At 57.4% G+C, this 14,855-nt stretch carries 13 protein-coding genes and 1 pseudogene; 8 read left to right on the top strand and 6 right to left on the bottom strand.

Annotation, left to right across the window (positions count from 1 at the left end; genetic code table 11):
• Nucleotides 1-275: 275 nt before the first annotated feature.
• A complete protein-coding gene (locus K7H94_RS01020; protein ID WP_222951523.1) occupies nt 276-1,499 on the bottom strand; it encodes an MFS transporter in 1,224 nt (407 codons plus the stop codon).
• A 197-nt stretch (nt 1,500-1,696) separates the two neighbouring features.
• Between K7H94_RS01020 and K7H94_RS01015 the strand changes: the two genes are divergently transcribed.
• Nucleotides 1,697-2,773 carry an AI-2E family transporter gene (locus K7H94_RS01015; RefSeq protein ID WP_150059640.1) on the top strand — a complete coding sequence of 359 codons (1,077 nt, stop codon included), beginning with the start codon at nt 1,697-1,699 and terminating at the stop codon, nt 2,771-2,773.
• Between the two features lie 4 nt (nt 2,774-2,777).
• Here the strand turns inward: K7H94_RS01015 and K7H94_RS23130 are convergent, their stop codons facing one another.
• Nucleotides 2,778-2,900: a hypothetical protein gene (locus K7H94_RS23130; RefSeq protein ID WP_276523015.1), complete on the bottom strand. Its 123-nt coding sequence runs from the start codon at nt 2,898-2,900 to the stop codon at nt 2,778-2,780.
• 212 nt (nt 2,901-3,112) lie between these two features.
• On the opposite strand from K7H94_RS23130, the gene K7H94_RS01010 reads away from it, so the two are divergent.
• Both K7H94_RS01010 and K7H94_RS01005 read left to right on the top strand, forming a co-directional pair.
• On the top strand, nt 3,113-4,717 hold the full coding sequence (locus K7H94_RS01010) for an EAL domain-containing protein (protein ID WP_222951522.1): 1,605 nt from the start codon (nt 3,113-3,115) through the stop codon (nt 4,715-4,717).
• Nucleotides 4,692-5,651 carry a D-2-hydroxyacid dehydrogenase family protein gene (locus K7H94_RS01005; RefSeq protein WP_141496753.1) on the top strand — a complete coding sequence of 320 codons (960 nt, stop codon included), beginning with the start codon at nt 4,692-4,694 and terminating at the stop codon, nt 5,649-5,651. Before K7H94_RS01010 ends, K7H94_RS01005 begins: the two co-directional genes overlap by 26 nt.
• Nucleotides 5,652-5,678: 27 nt before the next feature.
• Here the strand turns inward: K7H94_RS01005 and K7H94_RS01000 are convergent, their stop codons facing one another.
• Together K7H94_RS01000 and K7H94_RS00995 are read right to left on the bottom strand one after the other, a co-directional pair.
• Nucleotides 5,679-6,149 carry a hypothetical protein gene (locus tag K7H94_RS01000; RefSeq protein ID WP_222951521.1) on the bottom strand — a complete coding sequence of 157 codons (471 nt, stop codon included), beginning with the start codon at nt 6,147-6,149 and terminating at the stop codon, nt 5,679-5,681.
• Nucleotides 6,142-6,933: a hypothetical protein gene (locus tag K7H94_RS00995; RefSeq protein WP_222951520.1), complete on the bottom strand. Its 792-nt coding sequence runs from the start codon at nt 6,931-6,933 to the stop codon at nt 6,142-6,144. The genes K7H94_RS01000 and K7H94_RS00995 overlap by 8 nt, the downstream gene beginning before the upstream one ends.
• 358 nt (nt 6,934-7,291) lie before the next feature.
• Between K7H94_RS00995 and proP the strand changes: the two genes are divergently transcribed.
• From proP to K7H94_RS00980, 3 genes are all read left to right on the top strand, one after another.
• Entirely contained in the window at nt 7,292-8,797 is a 1,506-nt protein-coding gene (gene proP / locus K7H94_RS00990; RefSeq protein WP_021508120.1) for a glycine betaine/L-proline transporter ProP, read from the top strand.
• A 336-nt stretch (nt 8,798-9,133) separates the two neighbouring features.
• Nucleotides 9,134-10,111: a porphobilinogen synthase gene (hemB, locus tag K7H94_RS00985; RefSeq protein WP_031279816.1), complete on the top strand. Its 978-nt coding sequence runs from the start codon at nt 9,134-9,136 to the stop codon at nt 10,109-10,111.
• A gap of 116 nt (nt 10,112-10,227) precedes the next feature.
• A complete protein-coding gene (locus K7H94_RS00980) occupies nt 10,228-11,202 on the top strand; it encodes a GGDEF domain-containing protein (protein WP_058759334.1) in 975 nt (324 codons plus the stop codon).
• A gap of 7 nt (nt 11,203-11,209) precedes the next feature.
• Here the strand turns inward: K7H94_RS00980 and K7H94_RS00975 are convergent, their stop codons facing one another.
• Entirely contained in the window at nt 11,210-12,178 is a 969-nt protein-coding gene (locus K7H94_RS00975) for an alpha/beta fold hydrolase (RefSeq protein ID WP_370515581.1), read from the bottom strand.
• Nucleotides 12,179-12,551: 373 nt separating this feature from the next.
• Here K7H94_RS00975 and K7H94_RS00970 point away from each other — a divergent pair, with 373 nt between their 5' ends.
• Nucleotides 12,552-13,046 carry a helix-turn-helix domain-containing protein gene (locus tag K7H94_RS00970; protein ID WP_104189569.1) on the top strand — a complete coding sequence of 165 codons (495 nt, stop codon included), beginning with the start codon at nt 12,552-12,554 and terminating at the stop codon, nt 13,044-13,046.
• Nucleotides 13,047-13,530: 484 nt separating this feature from the next.
• On the opposite strand, the gene K7H94_RS00965 is transcribed toward K7H94_RS00970, so the two are convergent.
• Nucleotides 13,531-13,878, bottom strand: a complete 348-nt coding sequence (locus tag K7H94_RS00965) for a hypothetical protein (RefSeq protein ID WP_222951519.1) — start codon at nt 13,876-13,878, stop codon at nt 13,531-13,533.
• 178 nt (nt 13,879-14,056) lie between these two features.
• On the opposite strand from K7H94_RS00965, the pseudogene K7H94_RS23280 reads away from it, so the two are divergent.
• A pseudogene (locus K7H94_RS23280) lies at nt 14,057-14,752 on the top strand (S6 family peptidase); the annotation flags it as partial.
• Nucleotides 14,753-14,855: the final 103 nt, after the last annotated feature.

Raw genomic sequence — 14,855 nt, 5'->3', positions numbered from 1 at the left:
AGCGCCGCAGCGTGGCTGGATGAAACGAAATATGAAATTTTTGCGAGGCAGATCCAATATCCGTTATTTCATAATTCAATCAAAACGAAATAAATGTTTTCTTTGCAGTATCTGCAGGCAATACGATGTGAAACGAACCCTTATCTGTGTCTTAGCGACACACTTTTGTTAGTGTTGGCCTCAGTCGGAGGCCTTTTTTTCACCTGTTTCCCCACCCCATGCGTGATTACACGGTGCGCATCAATGCGTGCTCTGTCATGCTGTAGGGGCGCCATTTATGGCGACCTGGACGCAGCATCCTCGGCTGGCAATCCAGCCTGACGCTTGATCATCCGCAGGGTACAAAGCAGCGCAAATCCCACCAGCAGCGCAGTCAGCAGGTAGAACAGCTGTACACCGGCGAAGCTCATGATAAAACCCGCGATCGGACCGGTGATGCCGAGCGACAGATCCATAAACGCGGTGTAAGTGGCCAGCGCGCTGCCCTGGTTCTGCTGCGGCACCACTTTGACTGCGACCACGCCAATCGCCGGGAACACCAGCGAGAAACCGGCGCCGGTGAGAAAAGCGCCGAACTTCGCCATCCACGGATCGAACGCGCCCGCCACCAGCAGCAGGCCAATCGCCTCGACGGCAAAACACAGGCTGGCGACGCGCAGTCCGCCGAGCTTATTAATGGCGTTGGGAAACAGCAGGCGCATGCCGACGAACGCAGCGCTGAACAGCGTCAGCGCGAAGGCGGCACCGTCCCAGCCCTGCTCCTGATAAAACAGGGTGATAAAGGTGGCGATCACGCCAAAGCCCGCCGAGCCCATCGCCAGCAGCAGGCCAAAACCGTACACCTTACCGAGCACCGCGCGGAACGGCAGCGGTTTGGCCTTGCTGCCTTTCACCGGCGCACGGGGCAGCGCCAGCGCAATCGCCAGCACGCTGATGGCGATAATCACGCTGGAGAGCAGCAGCAGGCCGCCGCTGCGAAAGATCATCACCCCAAGCGGTGCGCCAATCGCCATTGCGCCATAGGTGACAATGCCGTTCCAGGAGATCACCCGGCCAATATGCAGCGAGCCGACTTTCGCCACGCCCCACAGCGAGGTGCCGGTGCCGCAGAAACTCTGCCCGACGCCCAGCAGCACGCGCCCGAGGCACAGCAGCGCGAGGCTGAGCACCTCCTGCTCCTCTATCAGCGCCGACAGCAAAATACACAGCCCGCTCACCAGGCTGCCAAACAGCCCAAGCACCACCACCTTTTTGGGTCCCCAGCTGTCGGCATAGCGACCGGCATGCGGACGGCTCAGCAGCGTGGCGACATATTGCAGGCTGATCACCACGCCGGCCCAGAAAGCGCTGTAGCCCAGGCCGTCATGGACAAAGCCCGGTAGCACCGCCAGCGGCAGGCCAATGGTCAGATAGGTGGCGAAGTTGAACTTCACGATAGAGAGAATCTGTAAATTCAGACGAAAGCGGCTGTAGTCGGCCGCGGCGGGCTGGTCAGGCATGAGTGATTGCGCTCGTGTTTGACGGAATTTTTATAGCTGAAGCTACACTATACGCCTTTTCTCGCCGTGCGCACCGTCGATTAGCGGCGGTATCTCGGGCGGCGCTTATCGGGTTCGCTTCGCTTACTCCTAAACAAACAATTACTTACTGGCGTTCAACTACACTTTCCACAGCGAACCACCATTCAGGAGAGGGAATGAACGAAAAGCCACAGGAGAAAATTGGCCAGAACATCCTGGTCAAGCTGGCGATGTTAGTGATTATTCTGGCGGGCATTCGTGCTGCGTCGGATATTCTGGTGCCCTTCTTACTCGCCAGCTTCCTGGCGATTGTGCTTAATCCGCTGGTGACCCTGCTGATGCGCCGGGGTCTGCGGCGCGGCGTGGCGATCTCGCTGGTGATCACGGTGATCTTCATTGTGATGCTGCTGCTGGTCGGGGTGCTGGCCAGTTCGGTAAGCGAGTTCAGCGATACCTATCCGCAAATCCGCAGCCTGCTGGAACAGAAGCTGACGGTGCTGCAGCATTTCGCCGCGCAGTTTCATATCAATATCTCCACCAGCGCACTGGCGGCACGGCTCGATCCCAATGTGATTATGAACATGGCCACCACGCTGCTGGCGCAGTTCTCGGGTGCCATGACCAATGTGGTGCTGTTGATTCTGACCGTGGTGTTCATGCTGTTTGAGGTGCACCATCTGCCGTACAAACTGCGCAATGCGATGATGAATCCGCAGATCCGCATCGCCGGATTGCACAAAGCGCTGAAGGGCGTCACGCACTATCTGGCACTGAAAACGCTGGTCAGCCTGATTACCGGACTGGCGGTGTGGCTGGTGCTGATGCTGCTGGACGTCAAATTTGCGCTGTTCTGGGGCGTTGTCGCCTTTATCCTCAATTTTATCCCCAATATCGGCCCGATTATCGCCGGTGTGCCGCCGTTTATTCAGGCGCTGGTGCTGAATGATGTGTATGACGCCGTGCTGGTGGCGGCGCTGTTCAGTGCCATTCACATGGTGTTTGGCAATATGCTGGAACCGCGCCTGATGGGACGTGGGCTGGGACTGTCAACGCTGGTGGTGTTTCTGTCGCTGATTTTCTGGGGCTGGCTGCTCGGTCCGGTCGGGATGCTGCTGTCGGTGCCGCTGACCAGCGTCACCAAAATCCTGATGGAAACCACGCCGGGCGGCAGCCGGCTGGCGATAATGCTGGGTAATGGCCGCCCCAAACCGCGCCTGCGCGTCAAAAATAACCGGCCCGCGCCGCGCCCGTAACGTCTTACCACGCCACGATGCCAGACGATGCGTATTTGCCGATCGTCTGGCAGCGTCCCTGCGCCGTGACGTCGCCGCCGTATGGCGTCAGCGCGCATCGCCATGCCTGATGAGTCTGGCGCAACACTCTTACTCATCTCGTGCCACAGGTATTTTCCTGCCGGGAAATGCCAGTAACGGCAAAACATTGTCAATAAACGCAAAGCGCAAACCATAATTGACTTGTATCAGATTGGTGGAAAATCAAAACGCTAACATGCACGGCCGCGGGAAAGTGTTATGCTGCTGACGCCGTAACGCGCTTCCTGAATGCTGCTTAAACCGACCGAGGAAAGTCTGGTGCCTCTGCAAAAACGACAACGCGATTTTGGCTGGCTGTTGATTGTCTGTGCCGGGTTATTACCGCTGGTGCTGGGCATATTTTGCACAGCCATTGAGGCGCGCCATACGGTCAGCCAGCAGCAAATTGCCACCGCCAATGCCCTGCTGACGCAGGCAGAAAAGATGAGCGACAGCGCCTGGGACATGGTGACCCGCCTGCGTCAGTACCAGAATCGTCGCTGCGACGATATTGATGAAGATTTGCAGCGCGCCGGCACCCTTAACGCCTATTTCCGCTCGATTGGCACCCTGCAGGGCAGCGAAATCACCTGCTCGTCGGCTTACGGGCTGCAGCACGACACGCTGGCCGGGATGATGATGCAGTCGCCGCCGGTGACCGGCAAAGCCTGGTGGAGCCTGTCGATTCGCGGCACCTCCGGCGTACCGGATCGCCCAGCGGTGATTTTCGTGCGTCACCTGCCGGACAGCAGCGGTTTCTGGGCGGTGATTGATGGCCAGTATCTGATGGACTTCATGCGCGCCATCGGTGAGTCGAACCGTTATCAGATGAGCCTGCGCTTCAACGGCGGCAGCCCCATCGCCAGCGGTCCGGACGACCAGCCAGAGCTGCTGTACCTCAGCAGCGCCAACTATCAGGCGGAGTCCAGCCGCTATCCAATCAGCGTCAGCGTGACGGTACCCGCCGCCGAGCTGATCAAAGCCTGGCGTCAGGCGCTGCTTATTTTCCTGCCAATGGCCGCCATCTTTTCGATTTTGCTGATGGTGCTGACCGCCAACTGGCTGCGCCGCCGCCTCTCATGGGCGGATGAAATTCGCCGGGCGATACGCAACCGTGAGTTCACGGTGCACTATCAGCCGGTGTACAGCACCGGGATTCAGCGCTGCACCGGTGCGGAAGCGCTGATGCGCTGGCAGCGGCCCAACGGCGAAATGATCCGCCCGGACATCTTCATCAGCCATGCCGAAGCGGAAGGCATGATCGTGCCGCTGACCCAGCATTTGCTGGCGATGATGGCGGAAGATATCCAGAGCTGGCAGGTTGAACCGGGCTTCCATATTGGCTTTAACCTCGCGGCTGAGCATCTGCAACACCCTGATTTTGTACAGGACATGATGCGTTTTGCCCGCAACATCCGTGACAAACAGATGCTGATCACGCTGGAGCTTACCGAGCGCAGCCTGATCGAGGACGGCGACGCGGTGTCGCGCAAGCTGCGCTATCTGCAGTCACACGGCATGAAGGTGGCGATTGACGACTTCGGCACCGGCCACTGCGCGCTCTCCTATCTGATGACCTTCCCGCTCGATTACCTGAAGATTGACCGCGGCTTTATCAACGCCATTGAAGGACTGGAGATCGAAACCCCGGTGCTGGATGCCATCATCAATCTGTGCCACAAGCTGCAGCTCGAGGTACTGGGTGAAGGGGTAGAAACCGCGTTGCAATTTCAGTATCTGCAGCAGCGTGGCGTGGTATTTATTCAGGGCTATTATTACGCCCGTCCGATGGACAATAACCAGCTTCGCGCCTGGCTTAATCAGCAGGGGCGCCAACCGCTTCCCGTTGAGGACCACCATGAGCCTGAACTGCATCATTCTTGATGATTATCAAAATGTTGCCCTGTCGCTGGCCGACTGGGCATCGCTGCAACCGCAGGTACAAACTACCGCGCTGCACCGCCACTACGCCGACGAAGATGAACTGGTCGCTCACATCGCGCACGCCGACATTCTGGTGGTGATGCGCGAACGCACGCCACTCAGCGCCCGGCTGATAGGCCGCCTGCCCAATCTGAAGCTGATTGTCACCTCCGGCATGCGCAATGCCTCAATTGATCTGCACGCCTGTGCCGAACGGCTGATTGCGGTGTGCGGCACCGCCAGTAGCAGCGCGGCGCCGCTGGAGCTGAGCTGGGGGCTGCTGCTCGGTCTGGCACGCCATATCCCGGCGGAGAGCCAGGCGCTGCGCAGCAACGGTGCGTGGCAGCATACGCTGGGCATGGCGCTGCACGGCAAAACCCTCGGCCTGCTTGGGCTGGGCAAGATTGGCGGTGAGATGGCTAACGTGGCGCGCGCCTTTGGCATGCGCGTGTGCGCCTGGAGCCAGAACCTGAGCGAAGCACGCGCAGCGGCGTGCGGCGCAGAGAAGATGGCTTCGCTGCCGGCGCTGCTCAGGGCGAGCGATGTGGTATCGATTCATCTGGTGCTGAGTGAGCGCACCCGTCATCTGCTGGACGGCGCGGCGCTGGCGTACATGAAGCCGGGCGCGCTACTGATTAACACCTCGCGCGCCGGGATTGTCGATCAGCAGGCGATGATCAGCGCGCTGCAGTCTGGTCAGCTGGCGGGCGCCGGGCTGGATGTCTTTGAACAGGAGCCGCTACCGGCCGATCATCCGCTGCGTCAGTTGCCGAACGTGCTGGCAACGCCGCATCTGGGCTATGTTGCCGATACCAATTACCGCACCTACTTCAGCGAGGCGGTGGAAGATATTGCTGGCTGGCTGCACGGCGCGCCGCTGCGCTCGCTGCTTTAAGCCCCCGGCGCGTCGACAGCACCGGGGTTAGCTGTGGCAGTACAGGCGCGGCAGCCCGGCATAATTAATCATCTGGTCGCCATTGGGCAGCTGGTACATCTGGTAATAATCGTTATTGCCCTCGCGCGCTGGCGAAAACACGATCTGTGCCGCCAGCGCGGGCGGTACGGTGTCGTCTGCCAGGATACGTACGTTGCGCGTGGTGCTGAGCATGAAATCGCCCTGGCGGCGCCAGGTGGTATCGGATACGCGATGCAGGCGATAGTGGCGATCGCGTACCGTGACGGTGCCGGTCAGCGTTGAGCTGCCGCTGCCGTCCGCCTTAAAGCGGGTGCGAATGGTGGCATCAATCGCACCAGCCGGCGCGCCTTCATGATCAATACGATACGGCACTTCACACCACTCCGGTACCGGTTCTGCCGGCCGCAGCAGCAGCGCCAGCGCCCACGGCAGCACAAAGGCCAGCACCACTGCCGTGGTGGTTATCGCTTTACGCATCGGGTATCTCCTGCGCTGATACCATCCATGAAATACATTCGTTGTCCTTCTGCGCGATCGGTTTGGCGCACAGGAAGGTGCTGGAAAAGAGTCGGGTGCGCACCGGGTTGATATACACCATCGGCGGCGCTGAGCCATCCGGCAGGCGCGGCTGCCACTGCCGATAGCGCCGCAGCGCGTCCTGCACCACCCACGAATCGTCTTTCAGGTGAGCGGCAACATAAATCTGGCTGTTCTGGATGCGCAGCAGCGGCCGGAAATCCAGCGCATCGTGCTGCACCGGCGCGAACATCTGGCGTGCCAGCAGCGCCAGCGCGACATTCACCAGCAGCAGCGCAACGATTACCCAGCGCAGCACAGGCCGCTTTTTCTTGACGCTGGCCGGCGCGGGCGCAGGTTGCGGACTGACCACCGCTGCCGCTGGCGCAGCCACCGGCTCATCGCTCAGCGGCGCCACATCGACCTGATCGGCCAGCACGCAGCCAATCAGCGGCACCTGATGCACCAGCGGCCCCGGCGCGTGTGCCAGCTGCGCCTGCTGATTGATGGCGGCAATGGTGGCCGTCAGGCGTTCGGCGAATGGTGTGTCGCTGGGGACGCGCTGGAACAGCGCATGCAGGGTCTGGTTGCGCACCAGTTTGCCATTCGCATCAATCACGCGCCGCAGAATGGCGGTTTGCAGCGGCGTCAGTGCCACGCGGTGCGCGGGCGACTGCACCGGAAAGAGGACCTGCTGGTCAACGTCAAAACAGAGACTTTTTGCAAATAAAACAAAGCGTGCCATGCGGCGCCCGATCTCCGGCAGAGAAACTGGCGCAAGTATAGATATTTTCGCTCGCCCGCGCATCTGCGCTGCGGCCTGCGTCGCGATTCAGACAATTTTTTTGCCGCGATTGCGGACCAAAACGGCCATAGTTTTAGCCAAAAAATAGCCAGTTATTGGCGGAAACATGACAAATATCACATTTAAACGGTATACTCTGTCGCGGGATGCAATAATTACCTGAGTAATAATTGCTTTGGCAGGCCAGGGAAAAAACCACTTTCACGGCTATGCTTTAATTTTCTCAACGCCGCGGACTGAACGCTCCACCGAGTCCGCAGCGTTGAGGACTTTTTGAATTCCAATACAGGGTAACCTCATGAAATTACGTAGGAAGCGTGTAAAACCTATTGGGCTGGATGACGTCACGATTATCGATGACGCTCGTTTACGTAAGGCCATTACCGCCGCGTCACTCGGTAACGCGATGGAATGGTTCGATTTCGGTGTTTATGGCTTTGTGGCCTACGCGCTGGGTAAAGTGTTCTTCCCGGACGCCTCGCCTGGCGTGCAGATGATTGCCGCACTCGGGACCTTCTCGGTGCCGTTCCTGATCCGTCCGCTGGGCGGCCTGTTCTTCGGCATGCTGGGCGATAAATACGGTCGCCAGAAAATCCTGTCGATCACCATTGTCATCATGTCGATCAGTACCTTCTGTATCGGCCTGATCCCTTCTTACGCCTCGATTGGCATCTGGGCACCGATACTGCTGCTGCTGGCAAAAATGGCGCAGGGCTTCTCGGTGGGCGGGGAATATACCGGTGCGTCGATCTTCGTCGCCGAATATTCGCCGGACCGTAAGCGCGGCTTCATGGGAAGCTGGCTGGACTTTGGTTCGATTGCCGGCTTCGTGCTGGGCGCGGGCGTAGTGGTGCTGATCTCAACGGTGATTGGCGAGCAGAAATTCCTCGACTGGGGCTGGCGTATTCCGTTCTTCCTCGCGCTGCCGCTGGGCATTATCGGCCTGTATCTGCGTCACGCACTGGAAGAGACGCCAGCGTTCCAGCAGCATGTCGAGAAGCTGGAGCAAGGCGACCGCGAAGGTCTGCGCGACGGCCCGAAAGTGTCGTTTAAAGAGATTGCCAGCAAACACTGGAAAAGCCTGCTGGCCTGTATCGGTCTGGTGCTTGCCACCAACGTGACCTATTACATGCTGCTGACCTACATGCCGAGCTATCTGTCGCATAACCTGCACTACTCGGAAGATCACGGCGTGCTGATTATCATCGCCATCATGATGGGGATGCTGTTTGTGCAGCCGGTGATGGGCATGCTGAGCGACCGCTTCGGCCGCCGTCCGTTCGTGATCGTCGGCAGTATCGCCCTGTTCTTCTGTGCGATTCCGGCCTTTATGCTGATCAACAGTAACGTACTGGGGCTGATTTTTGCCGGTCTGCTGCTGCTGGCGGTGATCCTCAACGCCTTCACCGGCGTGATGGCCTCGTCGCTGCCGGCGATGTTCCCGACGCACATTCGCTACAGTGCGCTGGCCAGCGCCTTCAACATCTCGATTCTGATTGCCGGTCTGACGCCAACCGTGACCGCCTGGGCGGTGGAAGCCAGCAACAATCTGTATATGCCGGCTTACTACCTGATGGTGGTGGCGGTGGTCGGTCTGGTGACCGGTCTGTACATGAAAGAGACCGCCAACAAACCGCTGCGCGGCGCGACACCGGCGGCATCGGACCTCGAAGAAGCGCGTGAGATCCTGCAGGAGCATCACGACAACATCGAGCAGAAGATTGAAGATATTGATGAAGAGATCGCCCGCCTTGAGGCGAAGCGGAAAAACCTGGTGCAGCAGCACCCGGACATCAACGAGTAATCTGCCCTTTCACTCCCGCCACCCGGCGGGAGTTTTGTTTCTGCGGTTGCCGGGTGCGTGAGAATGTGTGTGCTGCGGTGATGCTTCCAGGTGCGCATGAATGCGCCCCCTACGAGTGTGCTGCGGGTTAGGATGCTGCGGCTGCCTGGTGCGTATAAATGCGCACCCTACGGGTAACGGCGGGTTGGGATTCGGCGGTTGCCGGGTGCGCTGTAGGGTCGGCATTCATGCCGACCGGCAACAACGCCCGGCCCGCACCGCACACAATCCTTCATGCTACCCGGCGAAAAGGGGTAAACTGTCGCCACTTTTTTCACCAGCATAAGTTAACCGAGCATGTCTGATTTCAATCTCATTCAGCGCCCAAGAAGACTGCGCAAAAGCGCGTCGATGCGCGAACTGTTCCAGGAATCCCACCTCAGCCTGAACGATCTGGCCCTGCCGATCTTCGTTGAAGAAGGCGTGGATGATTACGTGCCAATCAACGCCATGCCGGGCGTGATGCGCATTCCGGAAAAACGTCTGGCGTACGAAATCGAACGCATCGCCAAAGCCGGTATCCGTTCGGTCATGACCTTCGGTATTTCACACCACACCGATGCCACCGGCAGCGATGCGTGGAACGAAAACGGCCTGGTGGCGCGCATGTCGCGCATCTGCAAAGACACGGTGCCGGAAATGATTGTCATGTCCGATACCTGCTTCTGTGAATACACCAGTCACGGCCACTGCGGCGTGCTGTGCGATCACGGCGTCGACAACGACCAGACGCTGATTAACCTCGGCAAACAGGCGGTGGTTGCTGCGCAGGCCGGTGCCGACTTCATCGCGCCGTCAGCAGCAATGGATGGCCAGGTGAAAGCGATTCGCCAGGCGCTGGACGCGGCCGGTTTTACCGATACCGCTATCATGTCCTACTCCACCAAATTCGCCTCGTCGTTCTACGGTCCGTTCCGTGAAGCGGCGGGTACCGCGCTGAAAGGCGACCGCAAAACCTATCAGATGAACCCGATGAACCGCCGTGAAGCGATTCGCGAGTCGCTGATTGATGAAGCGGAAGGTGCAGATTCGCTGATGGTCAAACCGGCAGGCGCTTACCTCGATATCCTGCGTGATATCCGCGAGCGCACCACGCTGCCGCTGGCGGCTTACCAGGTGAGCGGTGAGTACGCGATGATCAAATTTGCCGCTCAGGCGGGCGCCATCGATGAACGCAACGTAGTGCTGGAGAGCTTAGGTGCCATAAAACGTGCCGGTGCCGATCTCATTTTCAGCTATTTCGCCCTTGATCTTGCCGAGCAAAAAGTGCTCTGATCCTCTCGTTACGCTAAACAATCGCGCATTACCGCGGTTGTTTAGTGCTCTCTGCCCCTGCGCGGGCACGACATCCGGTTTGCTGTAACACATCCATCATTAACAAGAGTTACGCGATGAAAGCACCTGCACTGCCTGAGGACGAATCACAGCGTCTGACCCAGTTACGTGCGCTCAACATTCTGCATACACCCACAGAAGAGCGTTTTGACCGTTTAACCCGCCTTGCCCGACGTCTGTTTGACGTTCCGGTCGCGATGGTCAGTCTGCTGGAGAATGACTATCAATGGTTTAAATCCAGTGACGGTTTTGATCGGCCAACCACCGCGCGTAGCATCTCTTTTTGCGGTCATACCATCCTGCAGGATGAGGTGATGGTGGTCGAGGACGCGCTGGCCGACACGCGCTTCAGCGATAATCCGCTGGTTACCGATGCAGACAATCCGGTGCGTTTCTACGCGGGCTATCCGCTGCGCACGCCGTCCGGTGCCAAAGTCGGTACGCTGTGCATCATCGATAATCACGCGCGCCAGTTCAACGCGGAGGATCTGCACGCGCTGCGCGATCTGGCGGCCATGGCCGAAGCCGAGCTGGTGGCGTTTCAGACCGCGACGTCCGATGAGCTAACGCAAATCACCAACCGGCGCGGCTTTATGACGCTGGGTCAGATGGCGCTGAATGAGTGCCAGCTAAAACAGCTGCCCGCCAGCCTGACGTTTCTCGATCTCGACGGCTTCAAGGCCATCAACGACCGGCATGGTCACCGCGAGGGCGACCGCGCGCTGATGGACTTTGCCGATGCCATGAAGGTGAGTTTTCGCCATGCCGATATCTTTGCCCGGCTCGGCGGCGATGAGTTTGTGGTGCTGCTGAACGGCATTCGTCAGGACGAGGCGGAAGCGACGCTGGCGCGCTTCGCCCACTATCTGCATAAACAGATGCAGGATCTGGAGCGGCGCTACACGCTGCAGTTTTCGTCGGGCATCGTGGAATTTGATCCGCAGCAGCCGCAATCGCTGGAGCAGCTGCTGGAAAGCAGCGACGCACGCATGTACGCCGCCAAGTACCAGAAAAGGCAGCCGCGCAGATAGCCGCTCCTTAATGCGCCAGGTCGTCAATCAGCGTCTGATTAAACTTCGCTGGCGCTTCCATCTGCGGCGCGTGCCCCATGCCGGGGAACTCAATCAGTCGCGCGCCGGGAATCAGCTGTGCCACCTGTTTGCCCAGCACATTGTAATGGCCGAGCTGCGCTTTCACCGCCGGTGAAGCGATATCGCTGCCGATCGCTGTGGTATCGGCCGTGCCGATCATCAGCGTGGTCGGCACCTTCAGGTCTTTAAACTCGTAATAGACCGGCTGGGTGAAAATCATGTCGTAGATCAGCGCCGAGTTCCACGCCACTTTCTCATGCCCCGGTCCTTTATTCAGCCCGGCCAGCATCTGCACCCATTTGTCATATTCCGGCTTCCACTGGCCGCTGTAATAGGTGTGCTGCTCATATTTCTTAATGCCCGCCGCGTCGAGCTTCAGCTCGCGCTGATACCATTGATCCACCGAGCGCCACGGCGCGCCCTTCGCCTTCCAGTCCTCAAGGCCAATCGGATTGACCAGCACCAGCTTCTGCGTCTGCTGCGGATACATCAGTGCGTAACGCGTCGCCAGCATACCGCCGGTCGAGTGGCCAACGATCACCGCTTTCTCAACGCCGAGCTGCGCTAACAGCTGATGGGTGTTTTGCGCCAGCTGCTGGAAGCTGTACTGATAGCGGGCGGGTTTGGTGGAGGTGCAGAAACCAATCTGATCCGGCGCAATCACGCGATAGCCCTGCTGGCTCAGCGCGTTGATGGTGTCTTCCCAGGTGGCAGCGCAGAAGTTTTTACCGTGCATCAGCACCACTGTCTGACCATTGGCCTGCTGCGCTGGCTTCACGTCCATATAGCCCATGCTGAGCGACTGCTGCTGGGAGGAGAAGGCAAAATGCTGCAGCGGATGCGGATAGTGAAATCCCTCCAGCTGCTCGCCATACACGGCCTCAGCGGCCTGCGCGCTGAGCGTGCCGCACAGCATCGCTGACGCCAGCGCTACGCTCAGTAACGGTTTTAATCGAAAACGAAACGTCATGTGACCTCTTCTGTACAGGGGAAAAACCCTCAGTCTGGCACGAAAACCGCCGGTGGATATTGATGCGCCGTGCCGCCGCCCGGCACACCTTTAACTGTTAAGCCGCGCAAAGCGATAACTCATTTGCGTTAATAATAACGGCCGTAATTACGGCAACTATTCAACATCATCACAACATGTCGGTGATTAATTTCACGATAAACAAGACCAGTCTTGATGACAATTAATAAAAAAGCCATTTCCTGATAAAACTTTACGTTACGCCAGTGCTTAAAAAGTTTAATTTAATTACACTGTGTCGAGTTATTGGAGGACCATAATGATGCAGCAAAAATACAACCAAGGGGTGATTGATTCGGTGACCGAATGGATTATGGCCAACCTGGATCAACGTTTGAGCATTGATGATATTGCACTGAAATCTGGCTATTCCAAATGGTATTTACAGAAACTGTTTGCCCGTTACCATAACGAAACGCTGGCGCGTTATATTCGCAAAAAGAAACTGATTTGTTGCGTGAATGAGCTGAAATTCAGCCGCACACCGATTATCAGTCTGGCGGTTAAATACCATTTCGAAAGTCAGCAATCCTTTACCCGCTCATTTAAACAGGTGATGGGCTGCACGCCGCTGTTCTGCCGCAAACGCCAGCTGAGCGATGCTGCCGAAGCCCTGTTGCGTAACAGTGACGATCCCTGCGCGCTGTGTCGCAAGGTCGGGTTTAATCGCAGCGAGCAGGAAAAACAGGTTGTTAATCCGGTAAGCGAAAATAATGGGAAGTTTCCAGCGCGTATTAGCTGCGCGGTGCGTTAATCACGTCTGATATTTCGGGAAAATATTTATAACCGCGTGAGTAGAAGCGGCGCGATTTATTGCGCTGATGTGCAGGTGCACCGTGCCCATCCGGGCATCGCGCAATAAATTGCGCCGCTACGGTACGTGCGAAATATCATTTCGGTGCCTGTCGACCGCACAGATTGTAGCGGCGCGATTTATCGCGCTGATGTTGAGTTGCACCGTGTCCATTCAGGCATCGCGCAATAAATTGCGCCGCTACGGTACGTGCGAAATGTCATTTCGGTGCCTGTCGACCGCACAGATTGTAGCGGCGCGATTTATCGCGCTGATGTTGAGTTGCACCGTGCCCATTCAGGCATCGCGCAATAAATTGCGCCGCTACGGTACGTGCGAAATATCATTTCGGTGCCTGTCGACCGCACAGATTGTAGCGGCGCGATTTATCGCGCTGATGTTCCGCCGCACCGTGCCTGTCCGGCCGGTGAAACCCTGTTATTTCTCAGCGCACCGGCTGGCCCGGCAGCAGCTTATCTGACATCAACTGGCGGCAGACAAACGCGTCCTGCCGCGCCTGCTGCTGCTGTTGCGGCGACAAATCCTGCCACACCGTTTGCAGATGCTCCGCCAGCCCGGACTGGAAATGAATCTTCTGCAGCGCGTAATCCGAATTACCGCCTTCAATAATCTGCTGCATCGCCTGCGCGCTGTTATCGCGCCCGTCATGGATCAGCGTACAAAAGGTCGCGATGTAGTAAGCCTTATCCTCATCGCTGTAATGAGGCATCAGCCACCAGACCAGCGCACTGACAACCAGCAACAGCGGCAGCAGGAATTTGATTTTTAACATGGGTTTATTGACCAGCTGAAAAAGAAAACGCCGCGATCTTAACAGATTCGCCGCGCCATGCCGCACGCCATTTTCAGGCTTTTCTCCGGCAGATTGAGACGAGGCTTAACCGTGAATAACGCCGATGCGCTTATAAAGTAGCCCACTTCATTTGCTTCATTATTCAGGGAAGAAAATCATGAGAAAAAGCCAGCTGGCACTGCTGATGGGTGCCTTGTGCCTTAGCAGTTCGCCTTATGCCGGGATCCTGCGCTATGACATTGACGTGCAGGAATACCGCGATTTTGCCGAGAACCGGGGTAAATATGCTGTCGGCGCCACCGACATTCCCATCTACCGCAAAGATGGCACCTTTGAAGGCTATTTAATGAATGTCCCCATGCCGGACTTCAGTATGGTCAGTGATAAGGGTTTCAGCTCATTTATCTCGCCCTCGTTTGTCACAGGCGTCAAACATATGCAGTCCCACAGATTGGTGAACTTAGGGAATAAGGCAAAATTTTCGCCAACTTACCGTAGTATTGCCATAAATAATGATCCCTCGCGCGATTTTAACTTACCGCGCATGCACAAGGTGATTGTCGAAAGCGCGCCTACGCCTTACATCGGCGGTGAAGAGTTTAATGCTAACCCCAGTCGCTATACTGCATTTGCCCGCGTGGGGGCGGGTTATCAGCAAATTGACGATCCCGAAAGCGGTAAATTGATACCCATTGAGGGTGCCTATGTCTATAACACAGGTGGGACATTCAAGCCCGAAGCTATCACGAATATATTTTCTAAATTCATAAAATGGAGAATTTTTGCTCCTAATCATCCGGCATTCTCTCTGTTAAGCATTGGCACTCGTGGAGGTGATAGCGCTAGTCCGCTCTTCGCCTGGGATAATATCGAGAAACGCTGGGTACAGTTCGCAGTTCACTCTGGCGGCTATGGCGGCGGCACCACCTACAACTATCACTTTGCCAGTGAATTAA

This window comes from Pantoea dispersa, assembly GCF_019890955.1.
Taxonomy (GTDB): domain Bacteria; phylum Pseudomonadota; class Gammaproteobacteria; order Enterobacterales; family Enterobacteriaceae; genus Pantoea; species Pantoea dispersa.
The sequence above is the reverse complement of the archived record's forward strand: the minus strand, read 5'-3'. Positions and strand labels throughout refer to the sequence as shown.